This window comes from Pseudomonas sp. H3_E04, assembly GCF_054668915.1.
In genome coordinates this window covers 429,750-455,821 of sequence record NZ_CP162797.1, presented here as the reverse complement: position 1 = coordinate 455,821, position 26,072 = coordinate 429,750, and the positions used below count along the sequence as shown (strand labels likewise).

The 26,072-nt window shown below is 60.4% G+C and carries 20 protein-coding genes and 1 pseudogene; 9 read left to right on the top strand and 12 right to left on the bottom strand.

Annotated elements, in window-relative coordinates; all coding sequences use genetic code 11:
• Window positions 1–8: 8 nt before the first annotated feature.
• From AB4N53_RS02185 to ppsA, 4 genes are all read right to left on the bottom strand, one after another.
• Window positions 9–1,004 (bottom strand): zinc transporter ZntB, encoded by a 996-nt coding sequence (locus AB4N53_RS02185; protein ID WP_460117774.1) that lies wholly within the window; start codon window positions 1,002–1,004, stop codon window positions 9–11.
• Window positions 1,005–1,025: 21 nt separating this feature from the next.
• Window positions 1,026–1,517: a ribonuclease E activity regulator RraA gene (rraA, locus tag AB4N53_RS02180; RefSeq protein WP_460117772.1), complete on the bottom strand. Its 492-nt coding sequence runs from the start codon at window positions 1,515–1,517 to the stop codon at window positions 1,026–1,028.
• Window positions 1,518–1,728: 211 nt separating this feature from the next.
• Entirely contained in the window at window positions 1,729–2,718 is a 990-nt protein-coding gene (locus AB4N53_RS02175; protein WP_460117770.1) for an alpha/beta fold hydrolase, read from the bottom strand.
• A 185-nt stretch (window positions 2,719–2,903) separates the two neighbouring features.
• Window positions 2,904–5,279 carry a phosphoenolpyruvate synthase gene (gene ppsA, locus AB4N53_RS02170; RefSeq protein WP_042608450.1) on the bottom strand — a complete coding sequence of 792 codons (2,376 nt, stop codon included), beginning with the start codon at window positions 5,277–5,279 and terminating at the stop codon, window positions 2,904–2,906.
• Window positions 5,280–5,453: 174 nt separating this feature from the next.
• Here ppsA and ppsR point away from each other — a divergent pair, with 174 nt between their 5' ends.
• A complete protein-coding gene (ppsR, locus tag AB4N53_RS02165) occupies window positions 5,454–6,272 on the top strand; it encodes a posphoenolpyruvate synthetase regulatory kinase/phosphorylase PpsR (RefSeq protein ID WP_016773826.1) in 819 nt (272 codons plus the stop codon).
• 726 nt (window positions 6,273–6,998) lie between these two features.
• Here the strand turns inward: ppsR and prpD are convergent.
• The 6 genes from prpD to AB4N53_RS02135 form a co-directional block, all read right to left on the bottom strand.
• Entirely contained in the window at window positions 6,999–8,483 is a 1,485-nt protein-coding gene (gene prpD, locus AB4N53_RS02160) for a 2-methylcitrate dehydratase (protein ID WP_460117768.1), read from the bottom strand.
• 109 nt (window positions 8,484–8,592) lie between these two features.
• Entirely contained in the window at window positions 8,593–9,783 is a 1,191-nt protein-coding gene (gene prpF, locus AB4N53_RS02155; protein WP_460117766.1) for a 2-methylaconitate cis-trans isomerase PrpF, read from the bottom strand.
• Between the two features lie 55 nt (window positions 9,784–9,838).
• Window positions 9,839–12,433, bottom strand: a complete 2,595-nt coding sequence (gene acnD, locus AB4N53_RS02150; protein WP_460117764.1) for a Fe/S-dependent 2-methylisocitrate dehydratase AcnD — start codon at window positions 12,431–12,433, stop codon at window positions 9,839–9,841.
• 198 nt (window positions 12,434–12,631) lie between these two features.
• Entirely contained in the window at window positions 12,632–13,759 is a 1,128-nt protein-coding gene (gene prpC, locus AB4N53_RS02145) for a bifunctional 2-methylcitrate synthase/citrate synthase (RefSeq protein WP_460117762.1), read from the bottom strand.
• Between the two features lie 137 nt (window positions 13,760–13,896).
• Window positions 13,897–14,790 carry a methylisocitrate lyase gene (gene prpB / locus AB4N53_RS02140; RefSeq protein ID WP_024012298.1) on the bottom strand — a complete coding sequence of 298 codons (894 nt, stop codon included), beginning with the start codon at window positions 14,788–14,790 and terminating at the stop codon, window positions 13,897–13,899.
• Window positions 14,787–15,509: a GntR family transcriptional regulator gene (locus tag AB4N53_RS02135; protein WP_177180867.1), complete on the bottom strand. Its 723-nt coding sequence runs from the start codon at window positions 15,507–15,509 to the stop codon at window positions 14,787–14,789. The genes prpB and AB4N53_RS02135 overlap by 4 nt, the downstream gene beginning before the upstream one ends.
• Window positions 15,510–15,868: 359 nt before the next feature.
• Between AB4N53_RS02135 and rloA the strand changes: the two genes are divergently transcribed.
• The 4 genes from rloA to pabB all read left to right on the top strand — a co-directional run bounded on the left by rloA (window position 15,869) and on the right by pabB (window position 20,489).
• Complete coding sequence (rloA, locus tag AB4N53_RS02130; protein ID WP_039762988.1) at window positions 15,869–16,405, top strand: retropepsin-like aspartic peptidase RloA; 537 nt, start codon at window positions 15,869–15,871, stop codon at window positions 16,403–16,405.
• A gap of 5 nt (window positions 16,406–16,410) precedes the next feature.
• Window positions 16,411–17,946 carry an osmotic stress tolerance membrane protein RloB gene (rloB, locus tag AB4N53_RS02125; RefSeq protein ID WP_460117760.1) on the top strand — a complete coding sequence of 512 codons (1,536 nt, stop codon included), beginning with the start codon at window positions 16,411–16,413 and terminating at the stop codon, window positions 17,944–17,946.
• A complete protein-coding gene (locus tag AB4N53_RS02120) occupies window positions 17,946–18,932 on the top strand; it encodes an alpha-L-glutamate ligase-like protein (RefSeq protein WP_071171576.1) in 987 nt (328 codons plus the stop codon). The genes rloB and AB4N53_RS02120 overlap by 1 nt, the downstream gene beginning before the upstream one ends.
• Before the next feature lie 213 nt (window positions 18,933–19,145).
• The gene (gene pabB / locus AB4N53_RS02115; protein WP_460117758.1) at window positions 19,146–20,489 is read left to right on the top strand and encodes an aminodeoxychorismate synthase component I; all 1,344 of its coding nucleotides are present in this window, start codon (window positions 19,146–19,148) and stop codon (window positions 20,487–20,489) included.
• A 91-nt stretch (window positions 20,490–20,580) separates the two neighbouring features.
• On the opposite strand, the gene thrH is transcribed toward pabB, so the two are convergent.
• Window positions 20,581–21,198 carry a bifunctional phosphoserine phosphatase/homoserine phosphotransferase ThrH gene (thrH, locus tag AB4N53_RS02110; protein ID WP_460117756.1) on the bottom strand — a complete coding sequence of 206 codons (618 nt, stop codon included), beginning with the start codon at window positions 21,196–21,198 and terminating at the stop codon, window positions 20,581–20,583.
• Window positions 21,199–21,362: 164 nt separating this feature from the next.
• Between thrH and AB4N53_RS02105 the strand changes: the two genes are divergently transcribed.
• The 4 genes and pseudogenes from AB4N53_RS02105 (at window position 21,363) to AB4N53_RS02090 (ending at window position 24,999) form a co-directional block, all read left to right on the top strand.
• Window positions 21,363–22,103, top strand: coding sequence for a phosphoadenylyl-sulfate reductase (locus AB4N53_RS02105; protein ID WP_460117755.1), 741 nt, complete (start codon window positions 21,363–21,365; stop codon window positions 22,101–22,103).
• Between the two features lie 12 nt (window positions 22,104–22,115).
• Window positions 22,116–22,214: pseudogene (locus tag AB4N53_RS02100) on the top strand (metal ABC transporter ATP-binding protein); the annotation flags it as partial.
• 463 nt (window positions 22,215–22,677) lie between these two features.
• Window positions 22,678–24,216 (top strand): NCS1 family nucleobase:cation symporter-1, encoded by a 1,539-nt coding sequence (locus AB4N53_RS02095; protein WP_460117753.1) that lies wholly within the window; start codon window positions 22,678–22,680, stop codon window positions 24,214–24,216.
• 54 nt (window positions 24,217–24,270) lie between these two features.
• Window positions 24,271–24,999, top strand: a complete 729-nt coding sequence (locus tag AB4N53_RS02090) for an aspartate/glutamate racemase family protein (RefSeq protein WP_460117751.1) — start codon at window positions 24,271–24,273, stop codon at window positions 24,997–24,999.
• A gap of 120 nt (window positions 25,000–25,119) precedes the next feature.
• Here AB4N53_RS02090 and AB4N53_RS02085 read toward each other — a convergent pair whose 3' ends face one another.
• Entirely contained in the window at window positions 25,120–26,043 is a 924-nt protein-coding gene (locus tag AB4N53_RS02085; RefSeq protein WP_460117750.1) for a LysR family transcriptional regulator, read from the bottom strand.
• Window positions 26,044–26,072: the final 29 nt, after the last annotated feature.

Here is a 26,072-nt window from a genome sequence, read left to right as displayed (position 1 = left end):
CGCCATGTTCACACCCAGCGCAATCGACGGAACAACCACCACTGGCCGAACGCCAGGGCGAGCACGGTCAGGCAGGCAATCAGGAACCCATACGGGCTTTCGGCGAACGGAATCCCACCGACATTGATGCCCAACAGACCAGTGATGAAACTCATCGGCAAAAAGATGCAGGTAATGATGCCGAAGCGGTACATGGTGCGATTCATGTGCACGCTCAAACGCCGGTCTTCGGCCTCCAGCACAAGCCCGACGCGCTCTCGGGTCAATTCGAGCTCTTCCAGATAACGGGTCAGGCTGTTGTTCAATTCGTTCCAGTAGTCGGCGTCGTCTTCGACGAACCAGGGCAGTTTTATCCGCGTCAGTTGTCCGAAAATGTCCCGCTGTGGCGCGAGGAAACGCTTCAGCCCTGCGGCCCGACGACGGATGTGCAAAATGGCCCCGTGCTCGGGTGTATACCGTTCGTCGGCGTCGAGTTTTTCTTCCTCTTCATCGACCACTTCCGACAGGCATGTGACCAGATCCTGCACTTTATTGGTGAGGAACTGCGCCAGATACAGCATCAATTCGGAGGACGTCCTTGGTCCTTTGCCCTCGCCGAGCAGCGTCATCAGCTCATCAGTGGCGCGCAACGGACGCAAGCGCAGGGAAATCACTCGCTGAGCCGAGGCGAAAATCCGCACCGAGACCATGTCCTCCGGCTCGGCCCCGGGGTTGAGATTGACCCCGCGCAAAAACAACAGCAGCTCGGAGTCGGGCAACGGCAACAGACGCGGCCGGGTGTTCTCTTCTAGCAGCAGGTCACAGGTGAATTCGTTGAGCCCGCTGGATTTACGCAGCCAGGTCTGGGTCTGCGGATGGCTGCGGTCCCAGTGCAGCCACAGGCTTTCATGGGCCTGCAGCTGCAATTGGTCGAGTTCAGTCCGGACTATCGAACGCGCGCCGCCCTTGCCGTCCAGCACCAGGGCATGCACCAGCCCCCATTGCGCGTTTTCTTCCTCGAACATCCGCATCCCTTGTCGAAAAGCTTATTCAGGCATTTTCAGCGGAGTCGGCGAAACGATCACGCCGTTGTTGTCCGCATAAATGTACTGGCCCGGGTGAAACGTCACGCCGGCGAAAGTCACCGCAACATTGAGGTCGCCAATGCCGCGCTTGTCGGTTTTCATCGGATGGCTGGCAAGCGCCTGCACGCCGAGATCGGTCTGCGCAATGACGTCAACGTCGCGGATGCACCCGTAGATCACCAGCCCCTCCCAACCGTTCTGCGCGGCCTTTGCGGCGATCATGTCGCCCAGCAAAGCGCGACGCAGCGAACCGCCACCATCGACGACCAGCACTTTGCCTTTGCCGTTGAGTTCGGCTTGCTCCTTGACCAGCGAGTTGTCTTCGAAGCACTTGATGGTCACGATTTCGCCGCCGAAGGAATCACGGCCGCCGAAATTGCTGAACATCGGTTCCAGCACCTGCACCAGCTCCGGGTAGGCGTCGCACAGATCAGGCGTAAGGTAATGTTCCATCGAAAAACTCCTGTAACAAGGAAGACGATCAAGGGATGCCGCATTCTGATGAGACGAGTTCCGGCGGTCGCTGTTTACCTTAGTCCATGCCATGGTCGCTGACGCAACCTGAACAAACCCTGAAACGTAATCGCTAAACAGTCACGAAATATGACCGGAACCGCACATTGCGTCATATCTTAGCCGCAAGCCAGGCTGAACGGAACGCCCCTCAGCCTGCAGCGGCCAGATCCGCCGTCTGCGCCAGCAATGGCGTCTGCTGATCGTCCAACCAGCGCGCCACCAGCGGCCACACCTCCGCCTGCGCTGCTTTGCTCACCAACATTTCGACATGACCGAAATTATCCGAGAAGCCTTGCTCGCGGCCGAGGTTGATGAACTGCTTGTGCTCGGAGCCGATCTGCTCGAACAGCTTGCGGCAGGCCCATGCCGGGTCTTGGTGATCGCCCGCTGCCGTCACGGCCAACACCGGCACCTGCACCTCGGCAAGCCCGGCCCACCAGTCCTTGTCCTTGTCGCCGAAGCGGCCGAACAAGCCGTACCAGCGCATGCTTTCGATGGCCAGGCCAATCGGCTCGTCTTCCGGGCCGCGCTTGAGGCGTGAGCCGGACAATTGCGCGAAACGCTTGAGAATAAAGCGCCCGCCCCACTCCACCGGTGGGATTTTCAACGGCCAATAAGTGCGACTGACCTGAGTGCCGAAAAACGCCGCCGAGGCCACGGCCGGTTCGCCGAGGTATTGGCCGCCGAGCGCCGCCGCCAAGGTGATTCCCCCCAACGAGTGGCCGATCCAGTGCGGGATCTGTCCGCTTTGCTCACGCACGAACGCGGCAATCGCCGGCAGATCGTAACGGGCGTAATCGGCGACGCGGTTGCGCCGGTAGTCCTCATTGCGCTGGGACAGGCCGTGACCGCGCATTTCCGGAATCCACACGTCGAAGCCCAGCCGCGTCAGATACGCGCCGAGCCCGAGGCCTTTGGGAGAAAACCAGAAGCGCCGATTGGAAAAGCTGCCGTGCAGCAGAATCACCGGCACGCCGCGTGGCGCCGTGTCATCGGCCATGCCCAGGCGGGTGACAGCGATTTCCACGGACCAGTCCGGGCTGTTGCCGGGTTTCAATCGATAGACGTCTTCGCTCAGATCGCCGCGCCGCTCGGCGCTGATCAGTGCGACAGGAAACAGGTTGCTGCTGCTTTGCATAATGCTCTTGCACAAAAAAGGGCGGCATCCGATGGAGCCCGCCCTACTTCAATCTCAAGGCCCGGCCCATGTGGGAGCGAGCCTGCTCGCGAAAGCGGTGTGTCAGCGAACATCCATGGCGGATGTTGCTCCGTCTTCGCGAGCAGGCTCGCTCCCACAGGGTCAGGCCATCGTTCACATGTTGATCAAGCCTGCGCCTGGCCTTCGGCGAGGAAGAACCAGGTTTCCAGCACGGTGTCCGGGTTCAGCGACACGCTTTCGATGCCCTGTTCCATCAGCCACTTGGCCAGATCCGGGTGGTCCGAAGGACCCTGACCGCAGATACCGATGTACTTGCCAGCCTTGTTGCACGCCTGAATGGCGTTGGCCAACAGCTTCTTCACCGCCGGATTACGCTCGTCAAACAGGTGCGCGATGATCCCCGAGTCGCGGTCCAGACCCAGCGTCAGTTGGGTCAGGTCGTTGGAGCCGATCGAGAAACCGTCGAAAAATTCGAGGAATTCCTCAGCCAGAATCGCGTTGGATGGCAGTTCGCACATCATGATCACGCGCAGACCGTTCTCGCCGCGCTTCAAGCCGTTTTCGGCGAGCAGATCGACCACTTGGCTGGCTTCGCCAAGAGTACGGACGAACGGCACCATGATTTCGACGTTGGTCAGGCCCATCTCGTTGCGCACGCGTTTCAGCGCGCGGCATTCGAGCTCAAAGCAGTCGCGGAACGATTCGCTGATGTAACGCGAAGCACCACGGAAGCCCAGCATCGGGTTTTCTTCTTCCGGCTCGTAGAGCTTGCCGCCGATCAGGTTGGCGTATTCGTTGGACTTGAAGTCCGACAAACGCACGATGACTTTCTTCGGTGTAAACGCTGCAGCCAGGGTGCTGATGCCTTCCACCAGTTTGTCGACGTAGAAGTCGACCGGGTCGCTGTAACCGGCAATACGCTTGTCGACGCTGTCTTTGATGTCCTGCGGCAGACCGTCGTAGTTCAACAGCGCTTTCGGGTGCACGCCGATCATGCGGTTGATGATGAATTCCAGACGCGCCAGACCGACGCCGGCGTTCGGCAATTGGGCGAAGTCGAAGGCGCGATCCGGGTTGCCGACGTTCATCATGATCTTGAACGGCAGCTCCGGCATGGCGTCGACGGAGTTCTTCTTGATGTCGAAGCCCAATTCGCCTTCGAAGATGTAACCGGTGTCGCCTTCGGCGCAGGATACGGTCACGCCCTGGCCATCCTTCAGCAGCTGGGTGGCGTTGCCGCAACCGACGACTGCCGGAATGCCCAGCTCGCGGGCGATGATCGCCGCGTGGCAGGTACGCCCGCCACGGTTGGTGACAATGGCGCTGGCGCGCTTCATGACCGGTTCCCAGTCCGGGTCGGTCATGTCGGATACCAGCACGTCCCCCGGCTGGACTTTGTCCATTTCCGAGACGTCTTTGATGATGCGCACTTTGCCGGCGCCGATGCGCTGGCCGATTGCCCGACCTTCCACTAGCACGGTGCCGGTTTCTTTCAGCAGGTAACGTTCCATGACGTTGGCCTGAGTGCGGCTTTTCACGGTTTCCGGACGGGCCTGCACGATGTACAGCTTGCCGTCGTCACCGTCTTTGGCCCACTCAATGTCCATCGGGCAGCCGTAGTGTTTTTCGATGATCATCGCCTGCTTGGCCAGTTCGCTGACTTCGGCGTCGGTCAGGCAGAAACGCGCGCGTTCGGCTTTGTCGACATCGACGGTCTTGACCGAACGACCAGCCTTGGCCTCGTCGCCGTAGATCATCTTGATGGCTTTGCTGCCCAGGTTGCGCCGCAGGATCGCCGGACGACCGGCCTCCAGCGTGCCTTTGTGTACGTAGAACTCATCCGGGTTGACCGCGCCTTGTACGACGGTTTCGCCCAGGCCATAAGCGCCGGTGATGAACACCACGTCACGGAAACCCGATTCGGTATCGAGGGTGAACATCACGCCGGCGGTGCCGGTTTCGGAACGCACCATACGCTGCACGCCAGCCGACAGGGCGACCAGTTTGTGGTCGAAGCCCTGGTGCACGCGGTAGGAAATTGCACGGTCGTTGAACAGCGAAGCGAACACCTCTTTGGCGGCGCGGATTACGTTTTCCACACCACGGATGTTCAGGAAGGTTTCCTGCTGACCGGCGAAGGATGCGTCCGGCAGGTCTTCGGCGGTGGCGGAAGAGCGCACGGCCACAGCCACATCAGGATTGCCCGCCGACAGCGCGGCGAACGCGGTGCGGATCTCGGTGTTGAGCTTTTCCGGGAATTCGGCGTCCATGATCCATTGGCGGATCTGCGCGCCGGTCTTGGCCAGGGCATTGACGTCGTCGACGTCGAGCGCGTCGAGGGCCTTGTGGATCTGCTCGTTCAGGCCGCTCAGTTCGAGGAAGTCACGATAGGCCTGAGCCGTCGTGGCGAAGCCGCCGGGGACCGAAACACCGGCGCCTGCCAGGTTACTGATCATCTCGCCCAGGGATGCGTTCTTGCCCCCCACATGCTCAACATCGTGTTTGCCGAGCTTATCGAGGGAAACTACGTACTCTACCAAGGTGATCTCTCCACTAACTGTGTTGGAAAAGCTCAGAAACCGGCGGCCCGGGGGAGCCTTGGCCGGTTGTATGGCCTGGACCTGGAAAATAAGTGAGAATGCGGGCCAATGGCGGCCGGCAAATCGCGCCTATCATATCCAGAAATGCTCATCAGCTTAAGGCCCAAGGTGCAAATGAAACGATCTGCTTTCTTCATCTCCGATGGCACCGGCATTACCGCCGAAACCCTGGGTCAAAGCCTGCTGGCGCAGTTCGAAAACATTACCTTCAGCAAATTCACGCGGCCTTACATCGACAGCGTGGAAAAAGCGCGGGCCATGGTACAACAAATCAACAAAGCCGCTGAAACCGACGGCTTTCGCCCGATCATCTTCGACACCATCGTCAATCAGGACATCCGTGAGATTCTCGCAACGTCCAATGGTTTCATGATCGACATTTTCTCGACCTTCCTCGCGCCGCTCGAACAGGAGCTCACCGAGCATTCTTCCTACACCGTCGGCAAATCCCATTCCATCGGGCACAACTCCAATTACATGGAGCGCATCGAGGCAGTGAACTTCGCCCTCGACAACGATGACGGCGCACGCACCCACTATTACGACAAAGCCGATCTGATACTAGTGGGCGTGTCGCGATGCGGCAAAACGCCGACGTGTCTGTACATGGCCATGCAGTTCGGTATCCGCGCGGCCAACTATCCGCTGACCGAAGACGACATGGAACGCCTGACCCTGCCCACCGCCCTGCGCGCCCATCAGCACAAGCTGTTCGGGCTGACCATCGACCCGGACCGCCTGACCGCGATCCGCAACGAGCGCAAGCCCAACAGCCGTTATTCGAGCTACGCCCAGTGCGAATTCGAAGTGCGCGAAGTAGAAAACCTGTTCCGCCGCGAAAACATCCCGCACATCAATTCCACGCATTTTTCCGTGGAAGAGATTTCGGCGAAGATTCTGGTGGAAAAAGGCGTCGAGCGGCGGTTCAAGTAGTTTTGCGGTGCCTGAACTGACGCCTTCGCGGGCAAGCCCGCGACGGTGGTGGCACATTCAGCATCAACGGTGTCTGACACATCGCTATCGCGAGCAGGCTCGCTCCCACAGGGTTTTGTGGTGGATACAACATTGCAATCAGCCTGAAAAAGCTGTGGAAACGGGCTTGCCCGCGAAGGTGATGGCACATTCAGCATCAATGGTCTCTGATACACCGCTATCGCGAGCAGGCTCGCTCCCACAGGGTTTTGTGGTGGATACAACATTGCAATCAGCCTGAAAAACCTGTGGGAGCGGGCTTGCCCGCGAAGGTGATGGCACATTCAGCATCAATGGTGTCTGACACACCGCTATCGCGAGCAGGCTCGCTCCCACAGGGTTTGGTGGTGGATACAACATTGCAATCAGCCTGAAAAACCTGTGGGAGCGGGCTTGCCCGCGAAGGTGATGGCACATTCAGCATCAATGGTGTCTGACACACCGCTATCGCGAGCAGGCTCGCTCCCACAGGGTTTTGTGGTGGATACAACACTGCAATCAGCCTGAAAAACCTGTGGGAGCGGGCTTGCCCGCGATGGCGGTGGCACATTCAGCATCAATGGTCTCTGACACACCACTATCGCGAGCAGGCTCGCTCCACAGTTTCTGAAGGCGTTCACAATTTCTGTGTCCATCACAACAACCTGTGGGAGCGAGCCTGCTCGCGAAGAACGAAGACGCGGTCTGTCAGATCACAAACAGGTCAATGAATCGATTCACCGGCGTGGCTTCCAGCCGCGCCGGATCCCCGCACAGCGCAAAAATCTCCGCGCAACGCTGCCCGGCGAACCGCCTCGCCAGATTGGCCTTGAACTTGTCCTCCAGTAACGGAATACCCTCGGCGCGGCGGCGGCGATGGCCGATCGGGTACTCCACCACCACGTTCTCTGTGCTGCTGCCATCCTTGAAAAACACCTGCACGGCATTGGCAATCGAGCGTTTGTCGGGCTCAAGGTATTCGCGGCTGAAACGCGGTTCTTCGACGATGACCATTTTCTCGCGCAGCACATCGATGATCGGATGCGCCCTGTGGAAGTCGTCTTCGTAGTGCTCGGCTATCAGATTGCCGAATGCCAGCGGCACGGCGGTCATGTATTGCAGGCAATGATCGCGGTCGGCGGCGTTGGCCAGCGGGCCGACCTTGGAAATGATGCGGATCGCCGATTCATGGGTGGTGATGACGATGCGGTCGATCTCATGCAGGCGATTGCGAACCAGCGGATGCAAGGTCACCGCCGCCTCGCACGCGGTCTGCGCATGAAATTCGGCGGGAAAACTGATCTTGAACAGCACGTTTTCCATCACGTAACTGCCGAACGGCCGGGAATAGCTGAACGCGCGTTTGTCCTCGGGTTTCAACGCCAGATCATTGTTGCTGTGGCTGAACGATACGTCATAAAAGCCCCACTGCTTCGCGCTCAACACACCGGGAATACCCATCTCGCCGCGCATGGCGATGTCGGCCAGCCTTACGCCACGACTTGCCGCATCCCCCGCCGCCCAGGATTTGCGCGAGCCGGCGTTGGGTGCGTGGCGATAGGTGCGCAGCGCCTGACCGTCGGCGAAGGCGTGGGACAGCGCCGACAGCATCTGCTCGCGATTGGCGCCCATGAGTCTGGCGCTGACGGCAGTCGAGGCGACTTTCACCAGCATGACGTGATCGAGTCCTACCCGGTTGAAGGCGTTTTCCAGAGCGATCACGCCTTGAATCTCGTGGGCCATGATCATTGCTTCCAGCACATCGCGCAGGGTCAGCGGTGCTTCACCGTTGGCAATGCGCTTTTGCGAGAGGTGATCGGCAACGGCGAGGATGGCGCCGAGGTTGTCCGATGGATGGCCCCATTCGGCGGCAAGCCAGGTGTCGTTGTAGTCGAGCCAGCGGACGATGCAGCCGATATCCCACGCGGCTTTGACCGGGTCGAGACGATAACTGGTGCCGGGCACGCGCGCGCCGAACGGTACAACCGTGCCTTCGACGATCGGGCCGAGGTGTTTCGTGCATTCGGGGAAACGCAAGGCCAGCAGACCGCAGCCCAGCGTGTCGATCAGGCAGTTGCGCGCGGTGTTCAGCGCTTCGGCGGAGTCAGGCTTGAAAGTGAGGACGTAGTCAGCGATGTCCTGCAGAACTGCATCGTAATCGGGGCGGTTGTTCAGGTCGACGTTGGCGCTCATGTTCGATTCACTCCTGTAGGAGCTGCCGAAGGCTGCGATCTTTTTGTTTTTCGCGATCAAGATCAAAAGATCGCAGCCTTCGGCAGCTCCTACCTGGTTTTGTGTTAAGTCAGAAAGAATCTCCGGGCACGCGGACGTAACCTTCCATCAGCACCCGCGCACTGCGGCTCATGATGGCCTTCTTCACCACCCACTCGCCGTTCTCCAGCGTCGCCTCGGCGCCCACGCGTAATGTCCCCGACGGATGTCCGAAGCGCACGGCATTGCGTTCAATCCCACCCGCCGCAAGATTCACCAACGTGCCGGAAATCGCCGCCGCCGTGCCAATCGCCACCGCTGCCGTGCCCATCATCGCGTGGTGCAGCTTGCCCATCGACAACGCGCGCACCAGCAGATCCACGTCACCAGCGGCAATCGCTTTACCACTCGACGCCACGTAATCCGCAGGTTTGGCAACGAATGCGACTTTCGGCGTGTGCTGCCGCTTGGCGGCTTCTTCCAGGCTGGAGATAAGGCCCATGCGCAACGCACCGTAGGCGCGAATGGTCTCGAACATCAGCAGCGCTTGTGGATCGCCGTTGATCGCGCCCTGGAGTTCGGTGCCGGTGTAGCCGATGTCCTCGGCGTTGACGAAAATCGTCGGGATCCCGGCGTTGATCATGGTCGCCTTGAACGTGCCGACACCCGGCACTTCGAGCTCATCGACCAGATTACCGGTGGGGAACATCGAGCCACCGCCGCCCTCTTCTTCCGCCGCCGGATCCATGAACTCAACCTGCACTTCGGCCGCCGGAAAGGTCACGCCGTCGAGTTCGAAATCACCGGTTTCCTGCACTTCGCCATTGGTGATCGGCACGTGAGCAATGATGGTCTTGCCGATATTGGCCTGCCACACGCGCACCACCGCCACACCGTTGTGCGGAATGCGGCTGGCGTCGACCAGGCCGTTGCTGATGGCGAACGAACCGACCGCCGCCGAGAGGTTGCCGCAGTTGCCGCTCCAATCGACGAACGGCTTGTCGATCGACACTTGGCCAAACAGGTAATCGACGTCGTGATCGGCACGGGTGCTTTTCGACAGGATCACGGTTTTGCTGGTGCTCGACGTCGCGCCGCCCATGCCGTCGATCTGCTTGTCGTACGGGTCGGGGCTGCCGATGACCCGCAGCAGCAAAGCGTCGCGGACGGGACCGGGTACCTGCGCCGCTTCGGGCAGGTCGGTGAGGCTGAAAAACACGCCTTTGCTGGTGCCGCCGCGCATGTAGGTCGCAGGGATTCTGATTTGTGGTGCGTGAGCCATGATTGCTCCTTCAAAGCGGCCAAGGGACTCATCACCCCCCGACCGCTGAACCTGTTTAAACGGCTACCGCCGATCCTTCGAGGAAGTCCTGCGCGAAGCGCTGCAGCACGCCGCCGGCCTCGTAGATCGACACTTCTTCAGCGGTATCGAGACGGCAGGTCACCGGCACTTCGACGCGCTCGCCATTCTTGCGATGAATCACCAGAGTCAGATCCGCACGCGGCTTGCGCTCGCCGATCACGTCGTAGGTTTCGCTGCCATCGATGGCCAGGGTGTGGCGGTTGGTGCCGGCTTTGAATTCCAGCGGCAACACGCCCATGCCCACCAGGTTGGTGCGGTGAATGCGCTCGAACCCTTCGGCGGCAATCGCCTCGACACCGGCCAGGCGCACACCTTTCGCCGCCCAGTCGCGAGACGAACCCTGACCGTAGTCAGCGCCAGCGATGATGATCAGCGGCTGCTTGCGCTGCATGTAGGTTTCGATGGCTTCCCACATGCGCATGACCTGGCCTTCCGGCTCGACGCGCGCCAGCGAACCCTGCTTGACCTTGCCGTTTTCCACGACCATTTCGTTGAACAGTTTCGGGTTGGCGAAGGTCGCGCGCTGGGCGGTCAGGTGGTCGCCACGGTGGGTGGCGTAGGAGTTGAAGTCCTCTTCCGGCAGGCCCATTTTCGCCAGGTATTCGCCGGCGGCGCTGTCGAGCATGATCGCGTTCGATGGCGACAGGTGATCAGTGGTGATGTTGTCCGGCAGCACCGCCAACGGGCGCATACCCTTCAGGGGACGGGCGCCGGCCAACGCACCTTCCCAGTACGGCGGACGGCGGATGTAAGTGCTCATCTCGCGCCAATCGTACAACGGCGCGACTTTCGGCCCGGTGTCTTCATGCACGGCGAACATCGGGATGTAGACCTGACGGAACTGCTCAGGCTTGACCGACGACTTCACCACCGCATCGATTTCTTCGTCGCTCGGCCAGATTTCTTTCAGGCGAATTTCCCGACCATCGACCACGCCCAGCACATCCTTCTCGATATCGAAACGGATGGTCCCGGCAATCGCGTAGGCAACCACCAGCGGCGGCGAGGCGAGGAAAGCCTGTTTGGCGTACGGGTGAATGCGGCCGTCGAAGTTGCGGTTGCCGGAAAGCACCGCGGTCGCGTACAGATCGCGGTCGATGATCTCTTGCTGGATCAGCGGATCGAGGGCGCCGGACATGCCGTTGCAAGTGGTGCAGGCAAATGCCACAACGCCGAAACCGAGCTGTTCCAGCTCAGTGGTCAGCCCCGCTTCGTCGAGGTACAGCGCCACGGTTTTCGAACCCGGCGCCAGCGAGGATTTGACCCACGGCTTGCGGGTCAGGCCGAGCTTGTTGGCATTGCGCGCCAAGAGGCCGGCGGCGATGACGTTGCGCGGGTTGCTGGTGTTGGTGCAACTGGTGATGGCGGCGATGATCACCGCGCCGTCGGGCATTTGCCCCGGCACGTCATCCCACTGGCCGGAAATGCCTTTGGCTGCCAGATCCGATACCGCAACGCGGGCGTGCGGGTTGCTCGGGCCAGCCATGTTGCGCACCACCGAGGATAAATCGAAGGTCAGGCCGCGCTCGTATTGCGCACCTTTGAGGCTGTCAGCCCACAGGCCGGTAAGTTTGGCGTACTGCTCGACCAGTTGTACCTGCTGGTCTTCACGACCGGTCAGTTTCAGGTAATCGATGGTCTGCTGATCGATGTAGAACATTGCTGCCGTGGCGCCGTATTCCGGGGCCATGTTGGAGATGGTCGCGCGGTCGCCGAGGGTCAGCGCTGCAGCACCTTCACCGAAGAATTCCAGCCACGCGCCGACGACTTTCTGTTTGCGCAGGTATTCAGTCAGGGCCAGGACCATGTCAGTGGCGGTGATGCCCGGCTGCAGATTGCCGGTCAGTTCGACGCCGACGCTTTCCGGCAGGCGCATCCACGACGCGCGGCCGAGCATCACGCTCTCGGCTTCGAGGCCGCCGACACCAATGGCGATCACGCCCAGCGCATCGACGTGCGGGGTGTGGCTGTCGGTGCCGACGCAGGTGTCGGGGAACGCCACACCTTCGCGCACCTGAATCACCGGCGACATTTTCTCCAGGTTGATCTGGTGCATGATGCCGTTGCCCGGCGGGATCACGTCGACGTTCTTGAAGGCCTTTTTGGTCCAGTTGATGAAGTGGAAACGGTCTTCGTTGCGGCGGTCTTCGATGGCGCGGTTCTTCTCGAAGGCCTGGGCATCGAAACCGCCCGCCTCGACGGCCAGCGAGTGGTCGACGATCAATTGCGTCGGCACCACCGGGTTGACCTGCGCCGGGTCGCCGCCCTGCAAAGCGATGGCATCGCGCAGGCCAGCGAGGTCGACCAGCGCGGTCTGGCCGAGGATGTCATGGCACACCACCCGCGCCGGGAACCACGGAAAATCGAGATCGCGCTTGCGTTCGATCAGTTGCTTGAGCGAATCGGTGAGCGTGGCCGGGTCGCAGCGACGCACAAGGTTTTCCGCCAGCACGCGGGAGGTGTACGGCAGGGTGTCGTAGCTGCCAGGCGCAATCGCCTCGACCGCCGCGCGGGTGTCGAAGTAATCCAGCGGCGTGCCGGGCAGGTTCTTGCGGAATTCTGTGTTCATCGGGTCAGGACTCGGGTCACGGTGGTTACAAAGGGTGGGCCAGAAACCTGAGTTACACACCGTCCACTGTGGGAGCGAGCCTGCTCGCGAAAGCGGTATATCAGTCGACATCAATGTTGAATGTCAGTCCGTCTTCGCGAGCAGGCTCGCTCCCACAGGGTCTAGCGGTGTTCTCTGGTTCCGGGTCAGCCCACCATTTCAGCGGCGTTCGATTGGCACGAACTTGCGCTGTTCGACGCCGGTGTATTCGGCGCTTGGACGGATGATGCGGTTGTTGGCACGTTGTTCGAACACGTGCGCGGCCCAGCCGGTCAGGCGCGAGCAGACGAAGATCGGCGTGAACAGCTTGGTCGGGATACCCATGAAGTGGTAAGCCGAGGCGTGATAGAAGTCGGCATTCGGGAACAGTTTCTTCTGCTCCCACATGGTCTTGTCGATGGCTTCCGATACCGGGAACAGCACCTTGTCACCGACCTCGTCCGCGAGTTTTTTCGACCAGCCCTTGATCACCTCGTTGCGCGGGTCGCTGTCCTTATAGATCGCGTGGCCGAAGCCCATGATCTTGTCTTTGCGCTCGAGCATGCCGAGAGTGCCTTTGATCGCCTCTTCCGGCGAACCGAAGCGCTCGATCATTTCCATCGCCGCTTCGTTGGCGCCGCCGTGCAATGGACCGCGCAGCGAACCGATGGCCGCCGTCACGCACGAGTACAGATCCGACAAAGTCGAAGCGCAAACACGCGCGGTGAAGGTCGAGGCGTTGAATTCATGTTCGGCGTAGAGGATCAGCGACACGTTCATGACCTTGACGTGCAGTTCGCTCGGCTTCTTGCCGTGCAGCAAGTGCAGGAAGTGGCCGCCAAGGGTCGGCTCGTCGCTGACGCACTCGATGCGCTTGCCGTCGTGGCTGAAGCGATACCAGTAGCACATGATCGCCGGGAACGCGGCGAGCAGACGGTCGGTTTTGTCGCGCTGCTCGGAGAAGTCTTTCTCCGGTTCGATGTTGCCGAGGAACGAGCAACCGGTACGCATGACGTCCATCGGATGCGCGTCAGCCGGGATGCGCTCAAGCACTTCTTTAAGCGCTTGCGGCAGGTCGCGCAGCTTGCTCAATTTGGCCTGGTAATCGGCCAGTTGCGCTGTTGTCGGCAGTTCGCCGTACAGCAGCAGATAGGCGACTTCTTCAAATTGCGCGTCGGCGGCCAGTTCACGCACGTCGTAGCCGCGATAAGTCAGCCCGGCACCGGCCTGGCCCACGGTGGACAGTGCGGTTTGCCCAGCAACCTGGCCCCGGAGCCCGGCGCCACTGAGTACTTTTGCTTCGGCCATTGTGTTCTCCAATCTTTTTGAATTTGTATGGGGAAAACTTGTGGGAGCGAGCCTGCTCGCGAAAGCGTCGTGTCAGTCACTTTGACATTGCCTGATCCACCGCTTTCGCGAGCAGGCTCGCTCCCACAGGGTTTTGTTCAGCCTTTCTTCTGTGCAAACAACGCATCGAGCTTCTGCTCGAACGTGTGGTAATCGATACGATCATAGAGCTCCATGCGAGTTTGCATGGTGTCGATGACATTCTGTTGCGTGCCATCGCGGCGGATCGCGGTGTAGACGTTTTCCGCCGCCTTGTTCATCGCGCGGAAAGCCGACAGCGGATAAAGAACCAGCGAGACGTCGGCGCCGGCCAGTTGTTCGGTGGTGTACAGCGGCGTTGCGCCGAACTCGGTGATATTGGCCAGGATCGGGGCTTTTACGCGGTTGGCGAACAGCTTGTACATGTCCAGTTCAGTAATCGCTTCGGGGAAGATCATGTCGGCGCCCGCCTCGATGCACGCCGCCGCGCGATCAAGTGCCGACTCCAGCCCTTCCACCGCCAGCGCATCGGTGCGCGCCATGATCACGAAGCTGTCATCGGTACGGGCATCGACGGCGGCTTTGATGCGATCGACCATTTCCTGCTGGCTGACGATCTCTTTGTTGGGGCGATGGCCGCAGCGCTTGGCGCCGACCTGATCCTCGATGTGAATCGCCGCCGCGCCGAACTTGATCATCGACTTGACCGTGCGCGCCACGTTGAAGGCCGACGAGCCGAAACCGGTATCCACATCCACCAGCAGCGGCAGGTCGCAGACATCGGTTATCCGCCGCACGTCGGTCAGCACATCATCCAGCCCGGTGATGCCCAGATCCGGCACGCCAAGCGAGCCTGCGGCCACGCCGCCGCCGGACAGGTAGATCGCCTTGAAACCGGCGCGCTTGGCCAGGAGCGCGTGGTTGGCGTTGATCGCGCCGACCACTTGCAAAGGATGCTCGCTGGCGACCGCATCGCGGAAGCGCTGGCCCGGCGTGTTCAGGTTGGAAGTCATGCATCACCTCGTTCAGTGGCTGTCTTGTTGTGGGCGCCGTCCTCGTAGTGACGGGCGATGTTGCGTTTCGACGCGCCGATGTGGCGGCGCATCAACAATTCCGCGAGCTCGCCGTCACGGTCGGCGATGGCATCGAGAATGCGGTGGTGTTCGGCGAAGGCCTGGTGCGGGCGATTCGGCGTGGTGGAAAACTGGATGCGATACATGCGCACCAGTTGATACAGCTCGCCGCAAAGCATCTGCGTCAGCGTGCGATTGCCGCTGCCCTGGATGATCCGGTAATGAAAGTCGAAATCGCCTTCCTGCTGGTAATAACCGACGCCGGCCTGAAACGCCGCATCGCGTTCGTGGGTTTCCAGGACCCGGCGCAGTTCGTCGATCTCCTCGACGCTCATGCGCTCGGCGGCGAGGCGGCAGGCCATGCCTTCGAGGGATTCACGGATTTCATAGAGTTCGATCAATTCGGCATGGCTGAGGGAGACCACCCGCGCACCGACATGCGGCACACGCACCAGCAAGCGCTGGCCCTCAAGACGATGGATTGCCTCGCGCAACGGCCCGCGACTGATGCCATAGGTGCGCGCCAGTTCCGGCTCGGAGATCTTGCTGCCCGGGGCGATCTCGCCTTTGACGATGGCCGCCTGAATGCGCCGAAAGACGTTTTCCGACAGCGTCTCGGAATCGTCACCGCTGATGACCGGGGGATCGAGTTGATCCAGCATGATTGTCGACACCTTTAAATCCAATGCGGCAAAAACTAGCCAATAAGACCGCATCAGTCAAAGGATAAATAGGTATTGTCGACAATCGTCTAATAACCTCAGAAAGATCGCAGCCTTCGGCAGCTCCTACAGGGCGCACGCAAATCGAAATGTAGGAGCTGCCGCAGGCTGCGATCTTTTGATCTTGCTACACCCTGCCCCAAGCGCTGGCGCCATAAAACCACCGTGCTAGAATGCCGCCCGCATTTGCGGGTCTTTGTACGGCTTGCCATAAAAAGCTGCCAGGCACACGCGGGGGCTTGCGCACGGTTGTGCGGGCACCTGAACCGATAACGGAACGCTGCGCACCAGGATTTATGAGACTCAAGCCTTTCCCCACCTTTTTTGCTCTGTTTTGCCTGCCCGGCCTCGCCGCCGCGGGGGAAAAAACCGTGTACGGCCTCAACGAATACGCTTCGCTTGACGGCATCAATCTCGAAGTTGCGGCCAAACTCGACACCGGGGCGAAAACCGCCTCGCTGAGCGCCCGCGACATCAAACGCTTCAAACGCAACGGTGAATCCTGGGTACGTTTCTACCTGGCCATCGACGCCGCGCATTCACACCCCATCGAACGGCCGCTGGCGCGGGTCAGCAAGATCAAGCGCCGCGCCGGCGACTACGATCCGGAAGAAGGCAAGCAGTACACCGCCCGCCCGGTGATCGAGCTGGATATCTGCATGGGTTCGGCATTGCGCAGCATCGAAGTGAACCTCACCGACCGAAGTGCGTTCCAATACCCGCTTTTGATCGGCTCCGAGGCGCTGAAACGCTTCGACGCGCTGGTCGACCCCAGTCTTAAATACGCTGCCGGCAAACCTGCCTGCACCATCGCCGCTCACACCGCCGAGTAATTTCCATGCGTTCTCTAACCTTCCACCTGAAAATCCTGATCGCCGTGCTGGTGCTGCTGGGCGTTTCGGTTACGGCCTATCAGATTTTCGTGCTCGGCATCCCGGTGACCGAAGACGCCACCGACGACCTGTGGAACATCGACGCCAAGGTCGAGTTCGTCGCCAGCACCAAGGATCCGGTGAAGATCCAGATGTTCGTGCCGCCGCTGAGCCGCGATTACGTCAGCCTCAACGAAAGCTTCATCTCCAATAACTACGGCGTCGCGGTCAACCGCATCGACGGCAACCGCAAGGTGACCTGGTCGGCCCGCCGCGCCAAAGGCAACCAGACGCTGTATTACCGTCTGGTGCTGACCAAGCGCTACACCGCGGAAAAATCCAAGGTCAAAGGCCCGACCTTCCGTGACAGCATGGTCATCGAAGGCCCGGAAAAGATCGCCGCCGAAGCCCTGCTCGCGCCGATCCGCCAACACTCGGCCGACGTCGAAACCTTTATTGGCGAGGCGATCAAGCGCGTCAACAACCTCAACGACGACAACGTCAAATTGCTGCTGGCCGGCGATCCGTCGACTTCGCACAAAGCCAAAATCGTCGAACTGCTGCTGTCGATCGCCCACGTCCCGGTAGAAAAAGTCCACACCATACGCCTCGTCGCCGATCAGCCACAGACACCCGAACTGTGGCTGCGCAGCTTCAACGGCAACGACTGGCTGTACTTCAACCCGGAAACCGGTGAGCAAGGCCTGCCAACCGACCGCCTGCTGTGGTGGACCGGTGACGAAAACCTGATCACCGTCGACGGCGGCAAGAAAGCCAACGTGACCTTCAGCCTGAACAACAGCGAGATGAACGCGATTCGTCTGGCCAAGCTGACCGACGAAAACACTGACGCCAACTTCCTCGATTACTCGCTGTATGGCCTGCCGCTGCAGACCCAGCAGACCTTCATGATCATGGTAATGATCCCGATCGGCGTGCTGGTAATCCTGATCCTGCGCAACCTGATCGGCCTGCAGACCCTGGGCACATTCACTCCGGTGCTGATCGCCCTCGCCTTCCGCGAAACGCAGCTGGGCTTCGGCATTCTGCTGTTCACGGTGATCACCGCGCTGGGCCTGTCGCTACGCTCGTATCTCGAACATCTGAAGCTGCAAATGCTGCCGCGCCTGTCGGTGGTGCTGACCTTCGTTGTGGTGTTGATTGCGGCGATCAGTCTGTTCAGCCACAAGCTGGGGCTTGAGCGCGGCCTGTCGGTGGCACTGTTCCCGATGGTGATTCTGACCATGACCATCGAGCGTCTGTCGATCACCTGGGAAGAACGCGGCGCCAACCATGCGCTGAAAGTCGCGATCGGCACGCTGTTCGCCGCCTCCCTGGCGCACCTGATCATGACCGTGCCGGAGCTGGTGTACTTCGTGTTTACCTTCCCGGCGATCCTGCTGATTCTGGTCGGTTTCATGCTGGCGATGGGTCGCTATCGCGGCTACCGCCTGACCGAACTGGTGCGTTTCAAGGCCTTCCTGAAGAAGGCTGACGCCTGATGTTCGGTTTCTGGAAGACCTGGAAGGCCCTCGAGGCGCGCGGCATCATGGGCATCAATCGCCGCAACGCGGACTACGTGCTCAAGTACAACAAGCGCAGCCTGTACCCGATCGTCGATGACAAGATCCTCACCAAGGAACGCGCCATCGCCGCCGGCATCCACGTACCGGAGCTGTACGGGGTGATCTCCACCGAGAAGGAAATCGACAAGCTCGACGAGATCATCGGCGGGCGCAACGACTTCGTGATCAAACCGGCGCAGGGCGCGGGCGGCGACGGCATCATCGTCATCGCCGACCGCTTCGAGGGCCGTTATCGCACGGTGTCAGGCAAGATCCTCGCCCACGAAGAGCTCGAGCATCACATCTCCAGCATCCTCACCGGCCTGTATTCGCTGGGCGGCCACCGCGACCGCGCGCTGATCGAATACCGCGTGACCCCGGATCAGATCTTCAAAAGCATCAGCTACGAAGGCGTGCCGGACATCCGCATCATCGTGCTGATGGGTTACCCGGTGATGGCAATGTTGCGCTTGCCGACCCGCCAGTCCGGTGGCAAGGCCAACCTGCATCAGGGCGCCATCGGTGTCGGTGTGGACCTGGCCACCGGCCTTACGCTGCGCGGCACCTGGCTGAACAACATCATCACCAAACACCCCGACACCACCAACGCGGTGGACGGCGTGCAACTGCCCTATTGGGACGGTTTCATGAAACTCGCCGCCGGCTGCTATGAGCTGTGCGGGCTGGGTTATATCGGCGTGGACATGGTGCTCGATCAGGAAAAGGGCCCGCTGATTCTTGAGCTGAATGCGCGGCCGGGGCTGAACATCCAGATCGCCAACGATTGCGGGCTGACGTTGCGTACTCACGCGGTGGAAGCGCGGCTGGAAGAGCTGAAGGCGCGGGGCGTAAAGGAATCGGTTGAAGAGCGGGTGGCGTTTACCCAGGAAATGTTTGGGCATATTCCTGCGGTCGAGGGCTGATCCGACTCCGAGTCGCGGCCTTTGCGAGCAGGCTCGCTCCCACATTGGAATGCAATCCGCTGTGGGAGCGAGCCTGCTCACGAAGGCGGACTTCCTGCCACCACGAGCCTCAAGCCTGCCGCCCATCTGCCAATCGCCGACATCCCCTCTAGGAGCAATTCCCGCAGAGGACTACAATCCCCACCCCGCCTCAACGGCCGATCTGCCCCGCCCATGCTGACCTGTTCCGTACACCCACTGCCCTACCGTGCCAATCCCGCCGACTACTTCGCGGCCATCCGCAATGCCCCCGGCGCCGTACTACTCGACAGCGGCCGGCCGAGCGCCGAGCGCGGCCGTTATGACGTGCTCAGCGCCTGGCCGCTGGAACAACTGGCGGTATTGCCGGACGAAAGCGGTGCACATTTCCTCCAGCGCCTGCGTGACAACCTCAGCCGCTTGGGCGATGCACAATTGCCTGCCGGGTACGAATTGCCGTTTGCCGGCGGGCTGATCGGCTACCTGAGTTACGACTTCGGCCGGCATCTGGAAAACCTGCCGAGTCAGGCGCTGGATGACCTGCAACTGCCCGATGCGCGTTTCGGCCTGTACGACTGGGCGCTGATCAGCGATCACCACGCGCAAACCAGCCAATTGGTCTTTCATCCTTCGCTTGCTGACAGTGAACGGCAGCGACTGATCGCGCTGTTCACCCAGCCCACTGCTGACACGCTGACCCCGTTCAAACTGAATAATCCGATGACGGCCGATCTCTCGGCCGACGATTACCGTCAGGCGTTCGAGCGCATTCAGGATTACATCCAGGCCGGCGACTGTTATCAGGTCAACTTCGCGCAACGCTTTCGCGCGGAATGCCGAGGCGATCCGTGGCTGGCTTACTGCGCTTTGCGTCAGGCCTGCCCGACGCCGTTCTCCGGGTTCCAGAGCCTGCCCAACGGCGGCGCGGTGCTGAGCCTGTCACCGGAACGTTTCGTCAGAGTCAGCCAACGCCAAGTCGAAACCCGGCCGATCAAAGGCACCCGCCCCCGTGGCGTCACCCCAGCCGAAGACGCCGCCAACGCCGCCGAACTCTTGGCCAGCCCCAAGGACCGCGCGGAGAACCTGATGATCGTCGACCTGCTGCGCAACGACCTCGGGCGCACCTGCCGCATCGGCTCGGTGCGGGTGCCGGAGTTGTTCAGTCTGGAAAGTTATCCGAATGTGCATCACTTGGTCAGCAGCGTGACCGGTGAACTGGCGGCGGATCGTGATGCGCTGGACCTGATCGCGGGCAGCTTCCCCGGTGGCTCGATCACCGGCGCACCGAAGATTAGGGCGATGCAGATCATCGACGAGCTGGAGCCGACCCGGCGTGGTTTGTATTGCGGATCGTTGCTGTACCTGGACGTGCGCGGCGAGATGGACAGCTCCATCGCCATCCGCAGTCTGTTGGTCAAGGATGGTCAAGTGTGCTGCTGGGGCGGCGGCGGGATTGTCGCTGATTCGCACTGGCAGGCGGAGTATCAGGAATCGATGACCAAAGTCAGAATTCTCTTGGAAACCCTGCAAAGCCTCTGAATGACACAATCCCTGTAGCTGCCGAAGGCTGCGATCTTTGCTTTTAAAAATCAAAAGATCGCAGCCTTCGGCAGCTCCTACAGGGCGCGATTTACAGGCTGAGATCGCGGTTTGAGGCTTTGAGGAACTCCTGCTTCAGCGCTTCAAACGTATGCACCGCCGGGAACTGCGGAAACTCGCGAATCACGTTGTCCGGCGCATGAAACAGAATCCCCGCATCCGCCTCGCCGAGCATGGTCGTGTCGTTATACGAATCACCCGCCGCGATCACCCGGTAATACAGGCTCTTGAATGCCAGCACCGACTGGCGCTTGGGATCTTTCTGACGCAGTTGATAGCCCGTCACCCGAGCGCTTTCGTCAGTGATCAAGCGATGGCAGAGCAAGGTCGGGAAGCCCAGCTGGCGCATCAGCGGCTGCGAGAATTCATAAAAAGTGTCCGAGAGAATCACCACCTGGAAACGCTCGCGCAGCCAGTTGACGAACTCCACCGCGCCGTCCAGCGGTTTCAGTGTGGCGATCACTTCCTGAATGTCCGAGAGCTTGAGGCCGTGCTCATCGAGGATGCGCAGGCGCTGCTTCATCAGTACGTCGTAATCGGGAATGTCCCGGGTGGTGGCCTTGAGGGAGTCGATTCCGGTTTTTTCGGCGAAGGCGATCCAGATTTCCGGTACCAGTACCCCTTCAAGATCCAGGCAAGCAATTTCCACAAGACACTCCCGTTTGTAGTGATTATTGAGTCGAGCGAGGCCGAACTCTAGCGCCTGCACCTGAGGTGCGCAACGCAGAGGACGCCCCGAGCGCGGCAGCTTTTTGTTACCATCGGCCCCCTATAGAGCGCCCGAGCGCCACTGACCTGTAGGAAGCCGCCCTGATGAGCCCAACGTTCGACGTCGTGGAACTCGCCACGACCTATGCCAATAAATCCCCCCAGGACATCCTCAAGCTCGCCTTCGCCGAGTTCGGCGATGACTTGTGGATATCTTTCAGCGGCGCCGAGGATGTGGTGCTGGTGGACATGGCGTGGAAACTGAACAAGAACGTCAAAGTGTTCAGCCTCGACACCGGTCGCCTGCATCCGGAGACCTACCGCTTCATCGAACAGGTGCGCGAGCACTACAAGATCGACATCGAAATCGTCTCGCCGGACTACACGAAACTCGAACCGTTCGTGAAGGAAAAAGGCCTGTTCAGTTTCTATAAAGATGGCCACGGCGAATGCTGCGGCATCCGCAAGATCGAGCCGCTGCGGCGCAAGTTGTCCGAGGTCAAAGCCTGGGCCACCGGCCAGCGCCGCGACCAGAGCCCGGGCACCCGCAGCGCTGTGGCGGTGCTGGAAATCGACACAGCCTTCTCGACACCGGAACGCACCCTGTACAAGTTCAACCCGTTGGCGCAAATGACCAGCGAAGAGATCTGGGGTTACATCCGCATGCTCGAACTGCCCTACAACAGCCTGCACGAGCGCGGTTTCATCAGCATCGGCTGCGAACCCTGCACCCGCCCGGTGCTGCCGAACCAGCACGAACGCGAAGGCCGCTGGTGGTGGGAAGAAGCCACGCAGAAAGAATGCGGGTTGCATGCCGGGAACATCATCAGCAAGAGCAAGGTTTGATCATTTGCTGAAATGAGTTCCCCTGTGGGAGCGAGCCTGCTCGCGAAAGCGCAGTTCCAGTCAACGTTTCAGTTGCCTGATCCACCGCATTCGCGAGCAGGCTCGCTCCCACATTGATAGGTGCCAGGCACACAAAAGATGTACACAAGGTTGTCACCATCGGTGCCATTTATGTGTGCACTTTCGGTTTTCACGCCCTGAAAAGTTACATCCCCCTGCAGAATCCCATCTGCGTATCCCTCTACAAAATCCCTCCTCTGAAAAAATACCTGTCCAATCGATCAATTTATAACGCCTGTTTTTCAGCGACTTATGCCGCATCCATAACTATTCGAAATGAGCCACGATGCCAATAGATCCGCAACTGGCACAAATCTGGCTTTATCGCATACATGTTTTGTATACAAAACTGCAAAACATGCACACTTTCGATCCGCAAGCCTGAAGCGCCCTATCCCGTACAGGCTGCAGATGCCCCGTAACCAGTGATGTCTTCACCGCCGCGCAGAAGATTTGTCGAGCCTGAGCGCTCATGCACAGTCATCGCGCGGGGGAACGTCAGGAGCCTGCCGGAATGCGTACAAGTCTTTCGAATAACATCGCGCTGAATCTGCCCTCCTCCACGCTCGATCAACCGTTGCCCGATGACGAACTGAGTGAGCCGCTGCAACTGAGCCCGCGTCTGCACAACAGCGATCTGGCGCCGACCAAAGCCGAGGGCCGGCGCTGGGGCCAGTACAGCATTTTCGCCCTGTGGACGAACGATGTGCACAACATCGCCAACTACTCGTTCGCCATCGGCCTGTATGCACTGGGGCTGGGCGGCTGGCAGATTCTGTTGTCGCTGGGGATCGGCGCGGCGCTGGTGTACTTCTTCATGAACCTGTCCGGGTACATGGGGCAGAAAACCGGGGTGCCGTTTCCGGTGATCAGCCGGATCAGCTTCGGCATCCACGGTGCGCAAATTCCTGCACTGATCAGGGCGGTTATCGCCATCGCCTGGTTCGGCATTCAGACATACCTCGCCTCGGTGGTATTCCGCGTCTTGCTGACTGCCGTGCATCCCGGCTTCGCCGAATACGACCACGACTCGATTCTGGGCCTGTCGAGCCTGGGCTGGGTGTGCTTCGTTGCCATCTGGCTGGTGCAACTGGCGATCCTTGCCTACGGCATGGAGATGGTGCGCCGGTACGAGGCATTTGCCGGACCAGTGATTCTGCTGACGGTTGCTGCCCTCGCCGGGTGGATGTATTTCCAGGCCAACGCGACCATTGCCTGGTCGATCCGCGAGCCGCTGACCGGTGGCGAGATGTGGCGCAACATCTTTGCCGGCGGCGCGTTGTGGCTGGCGATCTACGGCACGCTGATTCTCAATTTCTGCGACTTCGCCCGTTCTTCGCCGTGCCGCAAGACTATCAAGGTGGGAAATTTCTGGGGCTTGCCGGTAAACATTCTGGTATTCGCCGCGATTACCGTGTTGCTGTGTGGCGCGCAGTTCCAGATCAACGGGCGAATCATCGAAAGCCCGACCGAGATCATCGCCTCGATCCCCAACACATTCTTTCTGGTGCTCGGCTGCCTGGCTTTTCTGATCGTCACCGTTGCGGTGAACATCATGGCCAACTTCGTCGCCCCGGCGTTCGTCCTCAGCAACCTGGCGCCGAAGTACCTGACCTTCCGCCGCGCCGGGCTGATCAGCGCGACCATCGCTGTACTGATCCTGCCGTGGAACCTCTACAACAGTCCGCTGGTGATCGTGTATTTCCTGTCGGGCCTCGGCGCCCTGCTCGGCCCGCTTTACGGAGTGATCATGGTCGACTACTGGCTGATCCGCAAAGGCCGGATCAATGTGCCGCAGCTCTACAGCGAAGACCCCAACGGCGCTTATTACTACAGCCGTGGCATCAATTTCCGCGCGGTGGCGGCGTTTATTCCTGCAGCGCTGATCGCCATCGTCCTGGCGCTGGTGCCCGGTTTCCACAGCGTTTCGCCGTTCTCCTGGCTGATCGGTGCCGGTATCGCCGGCATGCTTTACCTGATCGTCGCCAAACGTCACACCCATTACGCCGACGTCAGCGGCGAGTGCATCGCTGTGGATAACGTCAGCCACTGATCCCTTCGCGGCCCGGTTTTCGGGCCGCACCACTGCCCGCAATAAGGATTTTCCATGCGTATTCTCGTGGTCAACGTCAACACCACCGAATCCATCACCGATGCCATCGCCCGCTCGGCGCAGGCCGTCGCTTCGCCCGGCACCGAAATCGTCGGCCTGACCCCGTACTTCGGCGCCGAATCGATTGAAGGCAATTTCGAAAGCTACCTGGCCGCCATCGCCGTGATGGATCGAGTGATGTCTTACGATCAACCATTCGATGCGGTGATCCAGGCCGGCTACGGCGAACATGGCCGCGAAGGCTTGCAGGAATTGCTCAACGTGCCAGTGGTTGATATCACTGATGCGGCGGCCAGCACCGCGATGTTTCTCGGCCATGCCTACTCGGTGGTGACCACGCTGGATCGCACCGTGCCGTTGATCGAGGATCGACTGAAATTGTCCGGCCTGTGGGATCGCTGTGCCTCGGTGCGCGCCAGTGGTCTGGCGGTTCTCGAGCTTGAACACGAACCGCAGCGCGCACTGGAAGCGATCGTGCAGCAGGCCGAACTGGCGGTGACCCAGGACAAGGCCGAGGTGATTTGCCTGGGCTGCGGCGGCATGGCCGGGCTGGACGAGCAGATTCGCCGGCGCACCGGCGTGCCGGTGGTGGATGGCGTAACGGCGGCGGTGATGATTGCCGAATCACTGGTGCGCTTGAAGTTGTCGACGTCGAAGGTGCGCACGTATGCGACGCCACGGCCGAAGAATATTATTGGCTGGCCGGGGCGGTTTGCTCGCTGAGTTATCCATTCGAAACCGAGTTGCCCTTTTCGCGAGCAGGCTCGCTCCCACATTTGCACCGCGTCTCCCTGTGGGAGCGAGCCTGCTCGCGAATGAAAACGACTCGGTCCCAAGCCCTACTCAAATAGCACTGAACCGCCGCCCCAGTCCCTGCTCAGCAAACTGTTCAATCACAAAATCCACAAACGCCCGGGTCTTTCCCGGCAACAATTTGTGCTCGGCGTAATAGATCGAAATGTTGCCGTCATCGACAAACCAGTCCGGCAGCACCCGCTGCAACGTCCCGGCTTGAAGATACGCGACCGCAAACGGCATGCTCACCAGCGCAATGCCCAAACCTTGCATCGCCGTTGCACAGGCCGCCTCGGAATCACTCATGGTCATCCGCGCCCGCAACGTCAGCGGGCTGTGTTGCTGATCGCGGTGAGTCAGTTGCCAGGAACGCACGCGCCCGGTCTGCGGTGAGCGGATCAGAATGCCTTCGTGTTGCTTGAGGTCATCGGGATGGCTGATCGGCGCATGGTTGTGCAGATAATCCTCCGATGCAACCAACACCCGATGCGCCGGCGTCAGCCTGCGCGCAACCACGCCTTGGGGCAGTTCAAAGCCGCCGCCGATCGCCGCATCGAAGCCCTGCCCGATCAGGTCGACCTGACGGTTATCGAAATGCCAGTCCGGGTTGATCGCTGGATAACGCTGCAGAAACTCACCGAGCAGCGGCACGATATACAGACGGCCAAACACCGTGCCCATGCTGACTTTCAGCGTGCCGGCCGGTTGCCCGCCGGCACTGGCCAGATTGGCCACGGCATTCTGGATGGTGGTCAGGCTGGCGCTGACTTCACTCAAAAACAGCTGCCCCGCTTCGGTCAGGGTCAGGCTGCGTGTACTACGCTGGAACAGCCGCACGCCGAGCCGCGCCTCCAGTTTCGCCACGCTCTTGCCGACCGCCGCCGGGGTCAGGCTCAAGCGTCGCGCCGCTTCCGCAAAGCTGCCGACTTCGGCACTGCGCACAAAGCATTCGATACTGCTGAACGTTTCCATGATCGCCACTATAAACTTCTGGTTTACAC

Bases quoted from the DNA above. Each gene is read 5' to 3' on its own strand.
- AB4N53_RS02090 (WP_460117751.1), top strand. From the start codon at position 24,271: ATGCGTATTCTCGTGGTCAACGTCAACACCACCGAATCCATCACCGAT.
- AB4N53_RS02095 (WP_460117753.1), top strand. From the start codon at position 22,678: ATGCGTACAAGTCTTTCGAATAACATCGCGCTGAATCTGCCCTCCTCC.
- AB4N53_RS02185 (WP_460117774.1), bottom strand. From the start codon at position 1,004: ATGTTCGAGGAAGAAAACGCGCAATGGGGGCTGGTGCATGCCCTGGTG.
- rloB (WP_460117760.1), top strand. From the start codon at position 16,411: ATGCGTTCTCTAACCTTCCACCTGAAAATCCTGATCGCCGTGCTGGTG.
- prpF (WP_460117766.1), bottom strand. From the start codon at position 9,783: ATGGCTCACGCACCACAAATCAGAATCCCTGCGACCTACATGCGCGGC.
- acnD (WP_460117764.1), bottom strand. From the start codon at position 12,433: ATGAACACAGAATTCCGCAAGAACCTGCCCGGCACGCCGCTGGATTAC.
- rraA (WP_460117772.1), bottom strand. From the start codon at position 1,517: ATGGAACATTACCTTACGCCTGATCTGTGCGACGCCTACCCGGAGCTG.
- ppsR (WP_016773826.1), top strand. From the start codon at position 5,454: ATGAAACGATCTGCTTTCTTCATCTCCGATGGCACCGGCATTACCGCC.
- AB4N53_RS02085 (WP_460117750.1), bottom strand. From the start codon at position 26,043: ATGGAAACGTTCAGCAGTATCGAATGCTTTGTGCGCAGTGCCGAAGTC.
- pabB (WP_460117758.1), top strand. From the start codon at position 19,146: ATGCTGACCTGTTCCGTACACCCACTGCCCTACCGTGCCAATCCCGCC.
- prpC (WP_460117762.1), bottom strand. From the start codon at position 13,759: ATGGCCGAAGCAAAAGTACTCAGTGGCGCCGGGCTCCGGGGCCAGGTT.
- rloA (WP_039762988.1), top strand. From the start codon at position 15,869: ATGAGACTCAAGCCTTTCCCCACCTTTTTTGCTCTGTTTTGCCTGCCC.
- AB4N53_RS02175 (WP_460117770.1), bottom strand. From the start codon at position 2,718: ATGCAAAGCAGCAGCAACCTGTTTCCTGTCGCACTGATCAGCGCCGAG.
- AB4N53_RS02105 (WP_460117755.1), top strand. From the start codon at position 21,363: ATGAGCCCAACGTTCGACGTCGTGGAACTCGCCACGACCTATGCCAAT.
- prpD (WP_460117768.1), bottom strand. From the start codon at position 8,483: ATGAGCGCCAACGTCGACCTGAACAACCGCCCCGATTACGATGCAGTT.
- AB4N53_RS02120 (WP_071171576.1), top strand. From the start codon at position 17,946: ATGTTCGGTTTCTGGAAGACCTGGAAGGCCCTCGAGGCGCGCGGCATC.
- prpB (WP_024012298.1), bottom strand. From the start codon at position 14,790: ATGACTTCCAACCTGAACACGCCGGGCCAGCGCTTCCGCGATGCGGTC.